Genomic DNA, 17,348 nt, shown 5'->3' on the forward strand with positions numbered 1-17,348 from the left:
CGGCCGGAGCCGGTCGCCGCCCCAGGTCACCTCAGACGCAGCTGGGGAACTTGAACGACCCGATCCGGGTCTGCCAGTCCGCGCCGGTCTGCTCGTAGTACTCGGTGGTGTACCAGAACGTGCAGCCGTCCACCGGGTCCACGCTCATCTGCGAGTAGTCGCCCCACCGGTTGAAGTTGCCGGTCGTCGGCGCGCCGGTGCCTTCCACCAGTGAGGTCTCCGCCTGCCCGAGCGTGTTCAGCGGGTCGCTCGGCAGCCGGCCCGCGTAGCGGATCGACGGGTTCTTCGAGCCGCTGCCCACGCTGTAGCCCACGGCCATGTCACCGGCCTTGTCCACGGCCAGCGACGGCATCCACCGGTACAGGCCGTCCGCCGGGGCGTAGGTGCCCTGCTGGCGGATGGCCGGCGCCGACAGGTTCGACACCTCGTACCAGCGCACGCCCGCCGTGCTGCCCGCGGCCACCGTCTGCGACACCCAGATCGAGCCGCCGCGCTGCTGCGCCTGGTTCATCGCCCGCGGCGACAGGCTGTCGACCGCCTCGCCCGGCGTGGGGATGCTCCCGACCGAGCTGTAGCTGATGCCCAGGGACGCCACCTGCGTGAACTTCGAGTTGGCCGCGTTGGCCCAGTCGACCTTGAACGTCCACGTGGTCAGCTTGCCGCTCCACGTGGAGACGACGTACTCGGGCGCACCGGCCTGCGGCGCTTCCTGCAGGTTGGCCGGCAGCAGGCTGAAGAACTTCGAGCTGGTGGTGACGTGCTGGCCCTGCAGCGTGGCCGAGCCGAGGCTCTCCCGCTTCAGCGCGTACACGCCGGCACCCGCGTACGAGTTGCCCCGGAAGTTGTTGGTGGTGAAGTAGACCCCGTCCGGGCCGGTGCCGAACTTGGGGTAGTCCGGGAACTTCCCGTCACCCGCGGGCACCGAGTAGAAGGTCCACGTCGTGTTCACCGGGTCGGCGCTGGACGACACGGCGACGCACTCGTAGAACGGGCCCTTGTTGACGTCGAGCCAGGCGAAGTCCGCGATGACCCACTTGCCCGACGGGGCGTCGTAGATCACCGTGGGGTCGCCGCCGTTGTTGGCGTCGCACTCGGCCGTGCCGCTGTTGGCGAAGAAGTCGTCGAACGTGAAGGCGGCGAGCCGGCTCCCGTTCGTCTTGGCGTAGATGCCGACCGAGGTGTTCACCGACTGCACGAAGTGGTTCGGCCCGATCGCGCCGTTGGTGTCCGGCGGGTGGCCCGCGCCCCAGGTGTTGAAGTCGAGGCCCTTGACGTTGACCACGGGCGCCGGCGCGGCCGTGGTGCCCGCGTTGGTCTGCACCGGAGCTTCGGGCACCGTGCCTTGCCTGCCGCTCTCGGTGAGCTCGGCTTCGACCTCGGGCCGTTGTTTCTTGACGGCCTTGGACTTGAGTTTGCGCGCGTCGATGTGGACGGCGTGGCCCTTGACCGTGAATGCCGCCGGCGCGCTGCCCTTCGCGTCGGGGTCGGCCACGGCGTGGTCCTCGTCGGCGTCCGCGTCGGCGTCACCGTCCACTTCGGCCGGTGCGTTGATGCCGGGGTGGTCGGCATCGGTGTCGGGTTCGGCGGTTGTCGTCGAACAGGCGGGTAAGACGACCGCGACCGCCAGCAAGGCGGCCACGAGCAAGCCGCGACGAGCAGGGTTCATCGCTGCGCTCCGAATCGTGGGTCGGGGTAATGGCCACCGGATTCAAAGACGTCGGATGATTGGGTACAAGACTGGAACGGGGTGGTTCCGTTGCCAGTTGACCCGCTGTGGACGGCAACCGGGAAAGGTGTCGGCTCCGTCCTCTGGACATGAGACGGGTGGTTGTGCTCGCAAGCGTGCTCGTGGTGGCGGCGTGCGGTTCGGAAGGCGGCACCGCGCAACTCCGGCCGACGCCGACGAGCGTGGCCGGCGGGACCATCACCCGGCTGCCGACGAGCACGACCGCGTCCGCCGGCCGAACGTGCCATCGACGGTCGCTGCGGATCGAGCCCGGCGACAAGCCGGCCCCCGTGTGTGTCCGGGAGGGCGACGAGCTGCCGTTCCGATCGTCGGCGTCGCCGCACCAACCGTGGCTGCCGCTGACGTCGTCAGCACCCGCCGTCGTGCGGTGTTCGGCGAACCCGGCGCCCGACGGGGGCATCGCGGGCACCTGCACGGCGGTCGCCGCCGGCCACGCGACGTTGTCGACGTCGACCAGCCCCTTCGCGGGCGACCCGGGCGGCCCGCCGCAGTTCGGCTGGCAGGTCCGCGTGACGGTGACCGGCTGACGTGCTCACCTCGGGTTCACTTGGGCGCACCTAGCCTTGGTCGTCGTGGGTGTACGTCCTTTGCTGGTCAGCGCGGCGGCCGCCGTGGTGACGCTGTGTGCCGGCTGCGCGACGTTCCCCGAGCAGCCGCCGCAGCAGAAGTGGCAGTCGACCGCAGCGCTCACCCCGGAAGCCGGTCCGACACCGGGGTTGCCCGAGGACCCGGGCGGTGGCTCGCCCGATTCGGGTGGTGGCCAGCAGAACAGCGCCGAGCCCGTGCCCCCGCCCGACGGCTGCACCGACTACAACCCCGCGGTCATCGGCACGTGCCTGGACACGGTCTTCGCGGTCGCCGCCCTGCCGGGCGACCCCCGCAACCCGGTGGCCCTGGTCGGCGAGCGGCGCACCGGACGGATCCTGAAGGTGCAGAAGGACACGAAGCCGGTCGTGGTGGCCAAGCTGGCGGTGAACCCGGCCGGCGACGGCGGCCTGACCGGGCTCGCGCTGTCCCCCAGCTACAGCGAGGACCAGCTGATCTTCGCCTACATCACCACCGGCAGCGACAACCGGCTGGTGCGGATCGCCCCCGGGGACAAGCCCAAGCCCGTGATCACCGGCATCCCGCGCGGCTCGACGGGCAACCGGGGTGCGCTGGCCGCCGACCACAAGGGCGCGTTGCTGCTGGCCACCGGCGACGCGGGCAACGCGAGCGCCGCCACCACCGAGTCGTCCCTCGCGGGCAAGGTGCTGCGCGTCGACGCCACCGGCAAGGCCGCCGAGGGCAACCCGCACGGCGAGCGGGTCATCGCCAGCGGCCTGCACGCACCGGGTGGGGTGTGCGCCTCGGTCGACGGCGCCATGGCCTGGGTGACCGACCAGGGCGCCAAGGAAGACCTGCTGTACCGGCTCGTGCCGGGCCGGGCGCTCACCACGCCCGCGTGGACCTGGCCCGACCGGCCCGGCGTGGCCGGTTGCATCGCCTGGTCGAACATGGTCGTCGTGGCCACGTCGAAGGCAGGCAACCTGCAGAACCTGCCGCTCGCCCCCGACGGGACCTTCACCGGCAAGCCCGCCACGACCATGACCGGCGAGGACGGCTTCGGCCTGCTCGGCGGCGTCGACATCGTCAGCGACGCGCTCGCCATCGGCGCAACAGTGAACAAGCAGGGCGGCAAACCGGTTTCCAGCGACGACCGCGCAATCGTGATCAACCGGCAGAACGCGGGTGGCGGCGGAATCGACTAGTTGTGCCAAGGTCGGAGGACCACTGCCGCCGATTCTCCAGGAGGTCCGCCCCGTGCACTTCGACGCGACCGGCAAGGTGTCGCTCGACCACATCTACACCCAACCCGATCCGCGCGCGTATTTCAGCACGCTGCGCCGGCTCGAATACGGCATACCAGAGCTGGCGAAACCGCATTTCACCGCGTTGCTCGAGGAATACCGGTCGGTGACCGGCACGGCACGGCCCCAGGTGCTGGACATCGGCAGCTCGTACGGGATCAACGGCGCCCTGCTGCGGTGCGGTTTGTCGATGGCGGACCTGTACGAGCGTTATGGCACCGAGTCGGTCCAGTTCGACGCCCGCGACGATTTGATCGCGCGTGATCGCTCGCTGCCGCGTTCGGATTCACTGAGATTGGTGGGCCTCGACGTGTCCGAGCCCGCGCTGGATTACGCGCGGGAATCCGGATTCCTCGACGATGCCGTGTGTGCCGATTTGGAGCGCGGCGACCCGACCGAGGCGCAGGCGGCGTTGCTGGAGCCCACGGACGTGGTCATCTCGACTGGCTGCCTGGGCTACGTCGGCGCACCGACCATCGAGCGCGTCGTCACGGCGTGCGACCGGCCGCCGTGGATGGCGCACTTCGTGCTGCGTATGTTCCCGTTCGAGCCGATCGCCGAGGTGCTGGCCAAGCTGGGGTACGAGACCGAGCAGAAGGAGGGCGTGTTCCGCCAGCGCAGGTTCGCGTCCGCGGACGAGCAGTCGCAGGTCCTGGACACCCTGGCGTCGGCCGGTGTGGATCCCAGCGAGCACGAAACCGACGGCTGGTTCTACGCCCAGCTGTTCATCTCCAAACCCCGCTGACCCCCGGGCGTGTCCCACATTCCCGCAGGGTGTGTCCCCTCTTCCGACCAGGTGTGTCCCCCGCTCCGACCGGGTGTGTCCCCTCTTCCGGCCAGGTGTGTCCCACGTTCGGGCGCCGTCGGACACCGCTGGACACGGGCTCATCACATGGCGAAGCCCGTGTTCCGGAGGCCACCGAGGCGCCTTCGGAACACGGGCTCTCACGGTTCTACTGGTGGCAGATCGACGGCACCGCGCGCACCAGGGCGACCGTGTGCAGCGCGTCGAAGTGACGCGCCCGGTCGACCTGGACGAAAGCCGCGGTCAGCCGGCCGTAGCAGGCCGAGCTGGTCTGGGTCGTGCCGGTCGCCTTGATCTGGTTGATCAGGTCGACGGTGATCTGGTCGAGCAGCGGGCGGACCACGGTGACCAGGTCGGGCTTCTCGGTCGGGGCCAGCTCGGGGTGCGCGGTCCAGAGCGCGTACAGGCCGCGCTGGATGACCTTGTTGGCCTCGATCTGGTCGCGGAAGATCGCGGCCGTGACGTCCGGGTCGATGCCTGCCTGCACGGCACGGTTGCGGGCGTCGTTGAGCACGACCTGCTCGCGAGCCGGGTCGTCGATCGGGGCGCCGGTGCCGAACTTGGCCGCGGCCACCAGGTCGCCGACCAGGATGCGGCGGGCGGCCACGTCGACGATGCCGTTGAGGGCCGGCAGGCCCTCGGACGCGGACGCCGCATCGGCGGCGGCGGGCGCGGCGGAGGCCACGGCCACCGGGCCGGTGACGACAGCCGCGAGCGCGGTGCCGACGACCAGGACGCGGGATAACGCAAGGGGAAGACGCACTGATGTGCCTTTCACACGGGGACGGTACGGTCGCAGCCCCGCCCACGACCGTTAGTCACCCTAAACACTATCGGGTGACCCAGTCACTAGTCCGCCACCCCGAATTTTCCGGAAATGGTGGCGCTGGGTGGTGAAATCCGGTTGGCAGCCCCTCCGTGGCTGAGTCGCGTCCCGTTCCCCTTGGCCTGCGGCTGGCAGCCACGCGACAGACGAACGGGACGGTGCGATGTGCACCGTCCCGTTCGCTTACGGCCAAATGGGTCAGCTGTGGCAGACCCGGGCGAGCGCGTGGTGCAACGCCTGCGAGTGCAGGCGGTCCAGGTTCCGGCGCTGTTCGACCACATTGGTGGCGGCGTCGAGCTGCTCGCCGCAGTTCTTCGCCACCTGCAGGTCGGACGTCGCCTTGATCTGGTCCATCAACTCGGTGGTGATCTTGTCGAGCTCGGGGCGGATCACCGTGGTGAGGTCGGGCCACTCGGTCGGGGTCAGCTCCGGGTGCGCCGTCCACAGGTCGAAAAGCCCGTACTGGACGATCTTGTTGCCGTCGATCTCGTCACGGAAGATCGCCTGCGCGACCGCGGGGTCGACGCCCAGCTGCGTGGACTGGTCGGCGACCGAGTCCAGCAGCACCTGCTCACGCGCCGGGTCCTCGATGGACCCGCCGGTGTTGAACTTGAACGCGGCCACGTCGTCGGCGATGAGGGCGCGCTGCGCCGACACGTCGACAAGGGTGACGAACGATTCGTTGTTGGCCTGGGCCGAGGCGGCCGGCGCTAACGCGACGGCAGCGGTCACGACCGCGGCGCCGGCAACGCCGGCCGCCAGGAATGCACGAAGACGCACCAGTGGCACCTTTCGCGGGACGGGGGTGGGACCCATGCACCCTAATGGGTGAATGTTGATTATTCACGCACCCACGGCCCACATGGTGGGAGTCAGTTTTGACAACGCTCCAGCACCAGCTCACGGACCCTTTTCGCGTCCGCCTGCCCCTTTGTGGCCTTCATCACAGCACCCACGATGGCCCCTGCCGCCTGCACCTTGCCGTCGCGAATCTTGGCCGCGACGTCGGGATTCGCTGCCAGGGCCTCGTCCACGGCCGTGGTCAGCGCGGAGTCGTCCGAGACGACCTTGAGGCCGCGAGCCGCGACGACCGCGTCCGGCTCGCCTTCGCCGGCGAGGACACCGTCGACCACGGTGCGTGCAAGCTTGTTGGTCAGCTCACCCGATGAGACCAGCTCGATCACCCGGGCGACCTGACCGGGCGTGATCGGCAACGCGGCCAGTTCGACGCCGCGGTTGTTGGCCTGCTGGGTCAGGTAAGAAACCCACCAACTGCGCGCCTCGCCGGACGGCGCGCCTGCCTCGACGGTGGCCGCGATCAGGTCGACGGCACCGGCGTTCACGAGGTCGCGCAGCTCGGCGTCGGAGAGCTGCCAGTCGTTCTGGATGCGCTTGCGCCGCTCCCACGGCAGCTCCGGCAGCGTCTTGCGCAGCCGCTCCACCCACTCCTCGGACGGCGCGATCGGCACCAGGTCCGGCTCCGGGAAGTACCGGTAGTCCTCGGCGGTCTCCTTGGTGCGCCCGGCCGCCGTGGTGCCGTCGGCCTCCTGGAAGTGCCGGGTCTCCTGCTTGATCTTGCCGCCGCCGGCCAGGATCGCGCCCTGGCGGGTCATCTCGAACCGCACGGCCCGCTCGACGCTGCGCAGCGAGTTGACGTTCTTGGTCTCGGTGCGGGTGCCGAAACGCGCGGTGCCTTTTGGCATGAGCGACACGTTGGCGTCGCAGCGAAGCGAGCCTTGGTCCATGCGCACGTCGGAAACGTCCAAGGCACGCAACAGGTCGCGCAGCGCCGTCACGTACGCGCGCGCCACCTCGGGGGCCCGCGCGCCGGTGCCCTCGATGGGCTTGGTGACGATCTCGATCAGCGGCACGCCGGCCCGGTTGTAGTCGAGCAGTGAGTACTCCGCGCCGTGGATGCGCCCGGTGGCGCCGCCGACGTGCAGCGACTTGCCGGTGTCCTCCTCCATGTGCGCGCGCTCGATGGCCACGCGCACGACCTCGCCGTCGTCGAGGGTGACGTCGAGGTAGCCGTCGAAGGCGATCGGCTCGTCGTACTGCGAGGTCTGGAAGTTCTTCGGCATGTCCGGGTAGAAGTAGTTCTTGCGCGCGAACCGGCACCAGGACGCGATCTGGCAGTTGAGCGCGAGCCCGATGCGCATGGCCGACTCGACCGCGGCCTCGTTGACCGCGGGCAGCGCGCCCGGCAGACCGAGGCAGACCGGGCAGACCTGGGTGTTCGGTTCGGCACCGAACGTGGTGGAGCAGCCGCAGAACATCTTGCTGTGGGTGGAGAGCTCGACGTGCACCTCGAGCCCGAGCACCGGGTCGAACCGCTCGATGACCTCGGCGTAATCCATCAGCTCGTCGGTCGAGGTCACTTCTCGAGGCCCTTCTCGCGCATCGACCGCACGGCGAGCAGCGCGCCGGTGACCGCGACCAGCAGGCTCGCGATCGCGTTGGCCAGCGTGAGCTTGTCCCCGGTCTTCTTCACCGTGCGCAGGCTCGAGAACGCCGAAGCGCCCGCGGACGCCGCGCTGATCAGGCCGAACACGCCCTGGTTCTTCTTCATGAGGTCACGACCTCCAGCTCGGGGACACGGTGGATCAAGGGGCCGCCTTGCGCGGCGTTGCGGGCGGTCTCGTAGGCCGCGCCGACCCGGTAGAGCCGGTCGTCGGCCAGCGGAGGCGCCATGATCTGCAGGCCCACCGGCAGACCGTCGTCCTCGGACAGTCCACACGGGACACTCATGGCCGCGTTGCCGGCCAGGTTGGACGGGATCGTGCAGAGGTCGGCGAGGTACATGGCCATCGGGTCGTCGACCCGCTCGCCGATCTTGAACGCCGTGGTCGGGGTCGTCGGCGAGACCAGCACGTCGACGCGTTCGAACGCCGCGTCGAAGTCCTGCTTGATCAGCGTGCGGACCTTCTGCGCCGAGCCGTAGTAGGCGTCGTAGTAACCCGAGGACAACGCGTAGGTGCCGATCATGATGCGGCGCTTGACCTCCGCGCCGAACCCGGCCTCGCGGGTCAGCGACATGACCGCCTCGGCGCTGTGCTCGCCGTTGTCGCCCACCCGCAGCCCGAAGCGCATGGCGTCGAAGCGGGCCAGGTTGGACGAGCACTCGCTCGGCGCGATCAGGTAGTACGCGGGCAGCGCCAAGGTGAAGCTCGGGCAGGAGACCTCGACGACCTCCGCGCCCAGCGCGCGCAACTGCTCGACCGCGGCGTTGAACGCGCTGGTGACGCCCGGCTGGTAGCCCTCGCCCTGGAACTCGGTGATCACGCCGACCCGCACGCCGGTCAGGTCGCCCTTCGCGCCCTCGCGGGCGGCCGCGACCACCGCGGGCACCGGGGCGTCGATGGACGTCGAGTCGAGCGGGTCGTGCCCGCCGATGACCTGGTGCAGCAGCGCGGCGTCGAGCACCGTGCGGGCGCACGGACCGCCCTGGTCGAGCGAGGAGGAGAACGCGACGAGGCCGTAGCGGGACACGCCGCCGTAGGTCGGCTTCACGCCGACGGTGCCGGTGACCGCGCCGGGCTGGCGGATCGAGCCGCCCGTGTCGGTGCCGATGGCCAGCGGTGCCTCGAACGCGGCGAGCGAGGCCGAGGAGCCACCGCCCGAACCGCCGGGCACCCGGTCGAGGTCCCACGGGTTGTGCGTGGGGCCGTACGCGGAGTTCTCGGTGGACGAGCCCATCGCGAACTCGTCCATGTTCGTCTTGCCGAGGATCACCACGCCCGCCTGCAGCAGCCGCGTGGTGACCGTGGCGTCGTACGGCGGGCGCCAGCCCTCGAGGATCTTCGACCCGACCGTGGTCGGCATGGTCTGGGTGACGAAGACGTCCTTGAGCGCGAGCGGCACCCCGGCCAGCGGCGACGCGGCGTCGCGGCCGGCCGCGACGTCCTCGTCCACCGCGCGGGCGGCGGCCAGCGCGCCCTCGGTGTCGACGTGCAGGAACGCGTGCACGGCGTCGTCGACCGCGGCGATGCGGTCGAGGTGCGCCTGGGTGACCTCCACCGAGGACACCTCGCGGGCCTGGATCATCGCGGCCAGTTCCGCCGCGTCGAGCCTGGTCAGGTCGCTCATCAGGCCTCCTCGTCCAAGATCCGCGGCACTCGGAAACGGCCCTCTTCTGCGGCGGGGGCGCCCGACAGCGCCTGCTCCTGCGTCAAACCGGGGCGCACCATGTCGGCGCGGAACACGTTGGTGATCGGGAGGGCGTGCGAGGTCGGCGGGATGTCCTGCTCCGCGACCTGGCCGACGCGCGCCACCGACTGCAGGATCACGTCCAACTGGCCGGCGAACTTGTCGAGTTCGTCCTCGGTGACGGCAAGCCTGGCAAGCCTGGCGAGATGCGCGACCTCGTCGCGGGAGATGGTGGTCACGGGCGGGACTTCCCCTGGTGTGCTCGGGTGTCTGACCCGCTGAAGTCTAGGGCGCAGGCCGGATCGGTTTCGAACGGGTTGTTCCGGTTCGCGGCGCGGTGTAGACCGGAGACGATCCCGCTGGGCGGGCAGCCGGTTCGCCGCTGTCGCCGGGTCTGCGACAATCAGCGGCCGGTCACCACGCGCGGACCGCCCGCGCGGCAACGGCAGGAGGCGTTCGCCTTGTCCTTCCTGATCCGGGTTCAGCTCCCGGACGCCCCAGGCAGCCTCGGTGCGGTCGCCACGGCTCTCGGCGCCATCGGCGCCGACATCCTCAGCGTGGACGTGGTCGAGCGGGTGGGCGGGACGGCGATCGACGACCTCGTTGTCGAGTTGCCGAGCGGCAGGCTGCCGGACGTGCTGATCACCGCGGCGGAATCCGTGACCGGCGTCGAGGTCGACGCGGTCAGACCGTACGCGGGCGTGCTCGACACGCACCGCGAACTGGAACTCGTCGAGGAAGTCGCAGCGGAGCCCGCGGAGGGGTTGCGGGTTTTCACCGAGGGCGTCCCCAAGATCGTGAGGGCCGGCTGGGCCTTGGTGGTCGCCTCTGACGCGGTTGGTGCCCAGCGGCTCGCCGCGAGCACCGCGGCGCCGGAGATCCAGACGCTCGAACTGCCGTGGATGCCGCTGGCCCGGGCCAGCGTGCTCGACGGTGAGGAGTCGTGGGTCCCGGAAACGTGGCAGGAACTGGGCACCGAGCTCGCCGCCACCCCGTTGGGGAAACCCGATCGGGTGTTGTTGGTGGGACGGCCCGGCGGCCCGTTGTTCCGGGCCGCCGAGGTGGCGCGGCTGGCCCACCTGGCCGGAATAGTCTCGGTAGTCCTGCCGGACTAGGCGTCGATTCTGTCAGGCTTGCTTGCGTCCCAACGCAAGCGCCGCTTTCGCTTTGCGGCGCCCCGTCAGTAGCTCGCCAGGTCCTGCACGATCGGGCCGTCCTTGGGGACCCGGAACCACCACCAGCCGCGGCCCGCGACGTCCACGCCGGCGATGAACCCGATCTTGCGGCCGGAGTCCTCGACGGTGAACGAGCGGAACTGCTCGTCGGCCGCCCGCACGTCGTCCGCGAGCCGCTCCCGCAACGCCGGGCGCAGCGCGGTGAGCGCGCGCTCCAGGTTGTCCCGCAAGAACAACGACCCGGCGAGGTCGTGCTCGGTCCACACGCTGCGGTCGGTGTAGGGCAGGGCCCGGTCGGCGTCCAATTTGGACACGTGCTTGGCCCACGCCACGGCGAGGGTGGCGGCGTCCGGAGTGCTGCCGTCGGGCAGGGCCACCGCGTCGGCCGCCAGCGCGGCCCGCTCGTCCTCGGTGAACTCCAGCATCATCACTGTCCGATCTTGTAGCTCGTGGAACGCCAGGGCATATCGTAGTTGACGATCACCCGGACGCCGTTGTACTCGAACTTCTCCGCATTCCGGGGCGTTCCGTCCTCGTTGTAGAGCCGCTCCGGCGTGCCCTTGTTCAGCGCGTCGCTCACCTGTTGCTGCGAGGGCCGGTTCATCGTCGGATCGCCGTCGCCGGTGTGGCCGTTGACGAACTCCTCGATCTCGTCCTGGCTGTACTCGCTGCCGCGGAAGCCCTCGGTGTCCTCGAACTCGCCGCCGCCGGAACCCTCGTAGTCGGTGCGCATCGGCGAGACGCTGTCGTCGCTGGCCGCGTGCATCGCCATGTCGCCGAGCCCGCCGACGGCCATCACCCCGCCCGCGGTGATCAGCCCCGCGGACGCGATGTTGATCGGCACCCCCGCGATGGCGCCGACGCCGGTCGCGTCGAGCAGCCCGCCGCCGAACTCGCCACCAAGGCCGAGCGCCATCAGCCCCACGCCGGCCGCGGTGGTCAGCATGTCGCCCGGGTGGTTGATCATCGCGTTGCCGAACGACGCGAGCCCGTTGACCACCTCGCCGCCGAAGTTGGCCAGGTCCGCGCCGATGTCGTCGAGCACATCGCCGACCTTGTCCCAGAAACCGGGCTTCTCGGGCGCCTTGTCCCGCGCCGCGCCGACGGTGCGGTTGGCGGTGTCCTCGGCGGTGCCGAGCTGGCTGCGCGCGGAGTTCAGCGTGCTGCGCGCGGCGTTGCGCTTGGCCTCACCGGGGTCGTCGAAGGGCAACTCGTGCCCGGCGTCCTTTTCCTTCTGCTGGTGCTCGGTCTTCGCGGTGGCCGTGGCCGATTCGCCCTCGTTCCACTGGCGGATCGCGTCGGCGGCCTGGCCTTGGGCCCAGGTGAGCGTCTTGTTGTAGGTCTCGAGCGCGGTGGCCGCGCTGTGGAAGCAGTCCGCCGCTTCCTGCCACTTCCCGGGCTGGCCGTGGAAGACCGCGCGGAACGCGTCCCCGGCGTCACCGCGCCAGCCGTCGGTGGTGTCGATGCGCTTGAGCCCGGCGGCGGCCTTGGCGAGCGCGTCGCCGTAGCTGCGCATGGCCGTGACCGTGCTGGTGACCGAGTCCGGTTTGCCTGGTACGAGGGCCTTCGGGTCGTTCGACTCCCCCAGTTCCTTCGCCATCAGTGCACCCCCGGGTCTTCGCCGGACGAGCGCTGCAGGATGCCGTCCATGTAACCCTTGAGGTTCTTGTCGACCAGCAGGTACTGCTGCACGCTCTTGCTCAGCCGGCCCGCGATCTCCTGCCCGTCCTTGGCCAGGTTCTCCACGCCGAGTTCCCACCGTTCGCAGAAGTCGGACACCGTGCCGCCGAGGTCGCCCTCGCCGTAGTCGCCCTCGTCGGCGTCGATGTCCTTGACCTTCTTCTTCTGGAGTTCGTAGAGCGTGCTGTTGACCCCAGAAGCCGCGTTCTCCAGCGCACCGAGGTCGACACTGAATCCATCACCCATGGTTGGTGCCCCCTTCCCCTCAATGGATGAGATGGCGGGTGGGCCCCACGGGTTCCGTCAGAAGTGGTTGCCGGTCAATGGTTTGCTCGTGCTACTCCGGTGGCGGGACGGGCACTGGGTGTGGCCGGAGTCGGCGCGGCTCACTTCGTGTCGCGGATCTCCAGGTCGGTTCGGCGGCTTTGTCGTGCTGCTGCCGTGCAGCTGCTCAGTGCTCGATCTCCGCGGCGAAACCGAGCAGCAAGAGGTTCGGCTCTGGGCGCCAGTCGCGCTCCGGGATCCGTCGGAAGCCGTGCCGCTCATACAAAGCGTGCACTTTCACCCGATCGGCCACGCTGCACAGCACCACCCGCGCGCAGCCCTCGTCCGCGGCCATCCGCAGGACCGCGCGCGTCAGTTCGGAGGCCACGCCCCGGCCGCGAGCTTGCGGCGACACGGCCAGCATGCGGATCTCCAGCTCGCCCTCGCGGACGAGCTCGGCACCCCGCGACCCCGGGCGGATCACCGTCACGGTGCCGAGGAGGGTGCCCGATTCGTCCACGGCCACGAGCACATCCGAATCCTTGGCGCGGTCCTCGGCCGCCGCCAGTTCCTCGGCATAGCCGTCCATCGACACGTCTTCGAAGTAGCCGTCGGCGGCGTAGGCGGCCACGGTCAGTTCGCCGACGGCCGCGTACTCGTCGGGCCGGCCCTGGCGGATGGTCAGCTCACTCATCGGCATCGCCGCCGATCGTGGCCACGTCGCGGGCGGCGTCGGGACCGGACTCCAGCAGGACGCGGAAGCCATCCTCGTCCAGCAACGGGACCTTGAGCTGCAAGGCCTTGTCGTACTTGGAGCCTGGGGCATCGCCCGCCACCACGAACGACGTCTTCTTCGACACCGATCCCGCCGCCTTGCCGCCGCGGGTCATGATGGCTTCCTTCGCCTCGTCCCGCGAGAACCCGGTCAAGGAGCCGGTGACCACAATGGACATGCCTTCCAGGGTGCGCTCGACCGAGTCGTCGCGTTCGTCGACCATCTTCACGCCGGCGGCGCGCCATTTCTCGACCACCTGGCGGTGCCAGTCGACCTCGAGCCAGGCCCGCAGCGACCGGGCGATGGTGGGGCCGACACCGTCCACATCGGCCAGCCGCTCCTCGTCGGCGGCCTCGATCGCTTCCATGGAGCCGAATTCCCGGGCTAGGGCCTGCGCCGCGGTCGGGCCGACGTGGCGGATCGACAACGCGACCAGCACCCGCCACAGCGGGCGGTCCTTCGCCGTGTCGAGGTTGGCCAGGAGCTTGCGGGCGTTGGCGGAGAGCTCGCCGGCCTTGGTGCGGAAGAGATCGGCTTTCGTGAGCTTCTCCTCGTCGAGGGCGAACACGTCGCCTTCGTCGGTGAGCACGCCGGAGGTAAGCAACGCCGTCGCGGCCTCGTAGCCGAGGACCTCGATGTCGAACGCGCCCCGACCGGCCAGGTGGAACAGGCGCTCGCGCAGCTGCGCGGGGCAGGACCTGGCGTTCGGGCAGCGGATGTCGGCGTCGCCCTCCTTCTCGTAGGCCAGTTCGGTGCCGCACTCGGGGCAGTGGGTCGGCATCTCGAACTCGCGCTCGCTGCCGTCGCGGACGTCGACGACCGGGCCGAGCACCTCGGGGATCACGTCGCCGGCCTTGCGGATCACGACCCGGTCGCCGATCAGCACGCCCTTGCGCTTGACCTCGCTGGCGTTGTGCAGGGTGGCCATCGAGACCGTCGAACCGGCGATCTTCACCGGCTCCATCACCGCGAACGGTGTGACGCGGCCGGTGCGCCCGACGTTGACCTCGATGTTGAGCAGCTTGGTGGTCGCCTCTTCGGGCGCGTACTTGTAGGCGATGGCCCAGCGCGGCGCCCTGGACGTGGTGCCGAGCCTGCGCTGCAGCGCGACCTCGTCGACCTTGATCACGATGCCGTCGATCTCGTGCTCGGCGTCGTGGCGGTGCTCGCCCCAGTAGTCGATGCGCTGCTTGATCTCCTCGACCGACGACAGCACCTTCGTGTGCGGGGACACCGGCAGGCCCCACGTGCGCAACGCCTCGTAGGCCTCCGACTGGCGCTGCGGCTCGAAGCCCTCGCGCTTGCCCAGCCCGTGGCAGATCATCCGCAGCTTGCGGGACTTGGTGACCTTGGGATCCTTCTGCCGCAGCGAGCCGGCCGCGGTGTTGCGCGGGTTCGCGAACGGCGCCTTGCCTGCCTCGACCAGGGCGGCGTTGAGGTCCAGGAAGTCCTCGACCCGGAAGTACACCTCGCCGCGCACCTCGACCAGCGCGGGCACCGGGTACTGCGCGGTGCCAGTCAACCGCTCGGGCACGGAGTCCATGGTGCGCACGTTCAGCGTGACGTCCTCGCCGGTGCGGCCGTCGCCCCTGGTCAGCGCCCGGGTGAGCTTGCCGTTCTCGTAGAGCAGGTTGATCGCGAGACCGTCGATCTTGAGCTCGCAGAGGTAGTGCGCGCCGTCGCCGATCTCCTTGTGCACGCGCTCGAACCAGCCGGACAGCTCGTCGGGGTCGAACACGTTGTCGAGGCTGAGCATCCGCTCGAGGTGATCGACCGCGCGGAACTCGGTGGAGAAGGTGCCGCCGACCCGCTGCGACGGCGACTCCGGGGTGACCAGCACCGGGTGGCGCTCCTCGATCTCCTCGAGCTCGCGGAGCAGCGCGTCGAACTCGCCGTCGGTGATGGTCGGCGAGTCGAGCACGTAGTAGCGGAACTGGTGGCCGAGCAACTCCTCGGCGAGCGCGGCGTGGCGCTCGCGGACGTCGGCGGGCACGTCTGCAGGCAGGTTCTCACTGGTCACAGGGTCAGACTAGTCAGGACCACCGACAATTTCCGGCTTCCCCGGGCCCGGCCGGGCGATCGCTGCCCGCGGCGCGCCGCGGCGACCGCGGCGACCGCGGGCCGAGCCACCACGCCGTGCTATCCGGTGAAGCCGAGTACCAGGAAGACAATCCCGACAACGGCGGCGAAGCAACCGCCAATCCTCGTCAAGAGCAACGCCTTGTCGCTGGGTGCCACCGCTTCCGGATTGCGGAACTGCCACTTCGACAATTTGTACGCCAGGTCGGGTCTGATCATGTTCGCGACCCCGCCCACCAGCGCGGCCGCGCCGATGATGAAGTCGGCCGAGTGGTTGGGGGATGAACCATCCCCAGGCGTGCCCGGCGCGGCCGGGCCGGCCATGATCGCCTGCAGCAAATGCGTCGCCAAGGAAATCAACACGCCCTCCCTCGTGTCAGATGAAACAGTGCAACAAAACGTAACGCCGCACGAGGGCTTCTGCCGGACGAGTCACCTGATTGGACGCATCAATTGCTTTCTAGTCAGCACCACGGACAATTTCGGGGCCGCCGGGGTCGGGCAGGCCGGCCAGTTCGAAGACGAGGGTGCGCAGTTCGAGCAGGCCGATCGTGCCCTCCGGCTCGGTGGCCGCGGTCTCGACCCGGCGCAGGCGTTCGGCGGCGACGCGTTCACCCAGCGTGGCGTCGAGCGGGATGAAGGTCATGGCTTTCTGCGCGGGCTCGTCGAGCTCGGCGAGGGCGGGGTGATGGACCGCGACGTCGACCACGCCCTCGTCGGCGTCGACCTGGGCGACCACGCGGACGTCGGCCAGCCGGATGCGGTGCGCACCCAGGTTGACCGTGACCTCGGTCGGGTCGGGCACCGGCGGGACCGAGTCGTGGTACTCCCAGATGGCGTCGTCCGGCGGGGCGGCGGCCTTCCACGCGTCGGTGTACGGGCGCAGGGCCGGGTCCTCCTGGCCGGAGACGACCAGCGCGTAGACCGACCGGCGCCCCCGGTCGAGGGCGAAGTGCAGGTCGGGGTGCACATCGGCGACCAACTCGCACAACCGGTGCTCCACCCGCTGCGGCTCGCGATCACCCAGCGCGGCGGAGGTCTCGGGCAGCAGGTCGAACCAGCGCTGCCAGAACCGCTCCGCGCGACGCGCGTGCTCCTCGGGTGCGGGCGTCGGTGGTCGCTTACGCCGGGAGAACCAGGCCATGGGTTCATGGTGCCTGCAATGGTGTCGGTGCCGGACAGCCGGGCTCCCCCACCTCACCGTCTCCCGCGGCACGGCCCGTGCTCCGATGGCACGGTGTTGACCCGCCGTTCACTGACGGCCTTGACCCAGCCGGACCAGGGGGAGCCCATGAACGTCATCCCCGCCGATGTGTGCGCCGACGTGGAGACGCTGTGGAACTACCACCGCATCGACGACGACCCACACCGGACTGATGTCGGGATTGGTCTCGGCTCCCACGACATAGGCGTCGCCGTGCGCACCGCAGGGTTGTTCCGCGACGGGATGTTCCCCCTTGTCGTGTTCACTGGCGCGAATGCTCCGACCACGGTCGACCGGTTTCCCCGCGGGGAGGCCGTGCACTACCGGGAGCGCGCACTCAGCGAAGGTGTGCCCGACGACGCGATCCTGGTCGAGCCAAGGGCGCGGAACACAGCTGAGAACTTCCTGTTCACCCGTGATCTGCTGGCAGCCGGCGGAATCGCTCCGACGTCGGTGACCATCGTGTCTCGCCCGTACCAGCAGCGGCGTGCCTACGCGACCTGCCGGAAGTTGTGGCCAGAGGTCGAGCTCGTCTGCACCGGCCAACAGGTCGCATTGGACGACTACGCCGCCCACATCGGCGATGTCACGCGGATGATCAACGTGTTGGTCGGCGACACGCAACGCATCCGGCTGTATGCCGAGCTCGGCTATGCCGAGCCGCAAGAGGTTCCGGCAGCCGTGTGGGCCGCGTACGACCGTTTGGTCGCCGCGGGCTATGACGCCCACCTCGTGCCCGAGACCAACTAGCCGTACAGGACGTCGTGGTTGAGGTGGGCTATGACGCCCACCTCGTG

Annotated in this window: 19 protein-coding genes; 5 read left to right on the plus strand and 14 right to left on the minus strand. The window is 69.8% G+C overall.

The features are described 5' to 3' along the window. Positions 1–31: 31 nt before the first annotated feature. Positions 32–1,666 carry a hypothetical protein gene (locus EV186_RS22060; RefSeq protein WP_133851179.1) on the minus strand — a complete coding sequence of 545 codons (1,635 nt, stop codon included), beginning with the start codon at positions 1,664–1,666 and terminating at the stop codon, positions 32–34. A gap of 149 nt (positions 1,667–1,815) precedes the next feature. Here EV186_RS22060 and EV186_RS22065 point away from each other — a divergent pair, with 149 nt between their 5' ends. The 3 genes from EV186_RS22065 to EV186_RS22075 are packed head-to-tail and all read left to right on the plus strand — an operon-like array spanning position 1,816 to position 4,342. Then, on the plus strand, positions 1,816–2,274 hold the full coding sequence (locus EV186_RS22065) for a hypothetical protein (protein WP_133851180.1): 459 nt from the start codon (positions 1,816–1,818) through the stop codon (positions 2,272–2,274). Between the two features lie 45 nt (positions 2,275–2,319). After that, positions 2,320–3,498: a PQQ-dependent sugar dehydrogenase gene (locus EV186_RS22070; RefSeq protein WP_133851181.1), complete on the plus strand. Its 1,179-nt coding sequence runs from the start codon at positions 2,320–2,322 to the stop codon at positions 3,496–3,498. 52 nt (positions 3,499–3,550) lie between these two features. Then, positions 3,551–4,342 carry a class I SAM-dependent methyltransferase gene (locus tag EV186_RS22075; protein ID WP_133851182.1) on the plus strand — a complete coding sequence of 264 codons (792 nt, stop codon included), beginning with the start codon at positions 3,551–3,553 and terminating at the stop codon, positions 4,340–4,342. 208 nt (positions 4,343–4,550) lie between these two features. On the opposite strand, the gene EV186_RS22080 is transcribed toward EV186_RS22075, so the two are convergent. The 6 genes from EV186_RS22080 to gatC form a co-directional block, all read right to left on the minus strand. After that, on the minus strand, positions 4,551–5,180 hold the full coding sequence (locus EV186_RS22080) for a chorismate mutase (protein ID WP_243754185.1): 630 nt from the start codon (positions 5,178–5,180) through the stop codon (positions 4,551–4,553). 246 nt (positions 5,181–5,426) lie between these two features. Beyond that, positions 5,427–6,008, minus strand: coding sequence for a chorismate mutase (locus tag EV186_RS22085; RefSeq protein WP_166659266.1), 582 nt, complete (start codon positions 6,006–6,008; stop codon positions 5,427–5,429). A 92-nt stretch (positions 6,009–6,100) separates the two neighbouring features. Then, positions 6,101–7,606 carry an Asp-tRNA(Asn)/Glu-tRNA(Gln) amidotransferase subunit GatB gene (gene gatB, locus EV186_RS22090; RefSeq protein WP_133851184.1) on the minus strand — a complete coding sequence of 502 codons (1,506 nt, stop codon included), beginning with the start codon at positions 7,604–7,606 and terminating at the stop codon, positions 6,101–6,103. Continuing rightward, entirely contained in the window at positions 7,603–7,797 is a 195-nt protein-coding gene (locus tag EV186_RS22095; protein WP_133851185.1) for a hypothetical protein, read from the minus strand. Before EV186_RS22095 ends, gatB begins: the two co-directional genes overlap by 4 nt. Next, positions 7,794–9,314: an Asp-tRNA(Asn)/Glu-tRNA(Gln) amidotransferase subunit GatA gene (gatA, locus tag EV186_RS22100; RefSeq protein ID WP_133851186.1), complete on the minus strand. Its 1,521-nt coding sequence runs from the start codon at positions 9,312–9,314 to the stop codon at positions 7,794–7,796. Before gatA ends, EV186_RS22095 begins: the two co-directional genes overlap by 4 nt. Further along, entirely contained in the window at positions 9,314–9,613 is a 300-nt protein-coding gene (gene gatC / locus EV186_RS22105; protein ID WP_133851187.1) for an Asp-tRNA(Asn)/Glu-tRNA(Gln) amidotransferase subunit GatC, read from the minus strand. The genes gatA and gatC overlap by 1 nt, the downstream gene beginning before the upstream one ends. Before the next feature lie 222 nt (positions 9,614–9,835). Between gatC and EV186_RS22110 the strand changes: the two genes are divergently transcribed. After that, a complete protein-coding gene (locus EV186_RS22110; protein ID WP_133851188.1) occupies positions 9,836–10,489 on the plus strand; it encodes an ACT domain-containing protein in 654 nt (217 codons plus the stop codon). A 65-nt stretch (positions 10,490–10,554) separates the two neighbouring features. On the opposite strand, the gene EV186_RS22115 is transcribed toward EV186_RS22110, so the two are convergent. From EV186_RS22115 to EV186_RS22145, 7 genes are all read right to left on the minus strand, one after another. Beyond that, entirely contained in the window at positions 10,555–10,980 is a 426-nt protein-coding gene (locus EV186_RS22115; RefSeq protein WP_133851189.1) for a hypothetical protein, read from the minus strand. Next, on the minus strand, positions 10,977–12,149 hold the full coding sequence (locus EV186_RS22120) for a putative T7SS-secreted protein (RefSeq protein WP_133851190.1): 1,173 nt from the start codon (positions 12,147–12,149) through the stop codon (positions 10,977–10,979). Before EV186_RS22120 ends, EV186_RS22115 begins: the two co-directional genes overlap by 4 nt. After that, a complete protein-coding gene (locus EV186_RS22125) occupies positions 12,149–12,475 on the minus strand; it encodes a hypothetical protein (protein WP_133851191.1) in 327 nt (108 codons plus the stop codon). The genes EV186_RS22120 and EV186_RS22125 overlap by 1 nt, the downstream gene beginning before the upstream one ends. 205 nt (positions 12,476–12,680) lie before the next feature. Then, on the minus strand, positions 12,681–13,187 hold the full coding sequence (locus EV186_RS22130) for a GNAT family N-acetyltransferase (protein WP_133851192.1): 507 nt from the start codon (positions 13,185–13,187) through the stop codon (positions 12,681–12,683). After that, positions 13,180–15,288 (minus strand): NAD-dependent DNA ligase LigA, encoded by a 2,109-nt coding sequence (ligA, locus tag EV186_RS22135; protein WP_133851193.1) that lies wholly within the window; start codon positions 15,286–15,288, stop codon positions 13,180–13,182. Before ligA ends, EV186_RS22130 begins: the two co-directional genes overlap by 8 nt. 119 nt (positions 15,289–15,407) lie before the next feature. Further along, positions 15,408–15,710, minus strand: coding sequence for a DUF6199 family natural product biosynthesis protein (locus EV186_RS22140; RefSeq protein ID WP_133851194.1), 303 nt, complete (start codon positions 15,708–15,710; stop codon positions 15,408–15,410). A 97-nt stretch (positions 15,711–15,807) separates the two neighbouring features. After that, positions 15,808–16,491: a hypothetical protein gene (locus tag EV186_RS22145; RefSeq protein ID WP_166659267.1), complete on the minus strand. Its 684-nt coding sequence runs from the start codon at positions 16,489–16,491 to the stop codon at positions 15,808–15,810. Between the two features lie 147 nt (positions 16,492–16,638). Here EV186_RS22145 and EV186_RS22150 point away from each other — a divergent pair, with 147 nt between their 5' ends. Beyond that, complete coding sequence (locus EV186_RS22150) at positions 16,639–17,301, plus strand: YdcF family protein (protein ID WP_133851195.1); 663 nt, start codon at positions 16,639–16,641, stop codon at positions 17,299–17,301. Positions 17,302–17,348: the final 47 nt, after the last annotated feature.

It is taken from the genome of Labedaea rhizosphaerae, assembly GCF_004362825.1.
GTDB lineage: Bacteria > Actinomycetota > Actinomycetes > Mycobacteriales > Pseudonocardiaceae > Labedaea > Labedaea rhizosphaerae.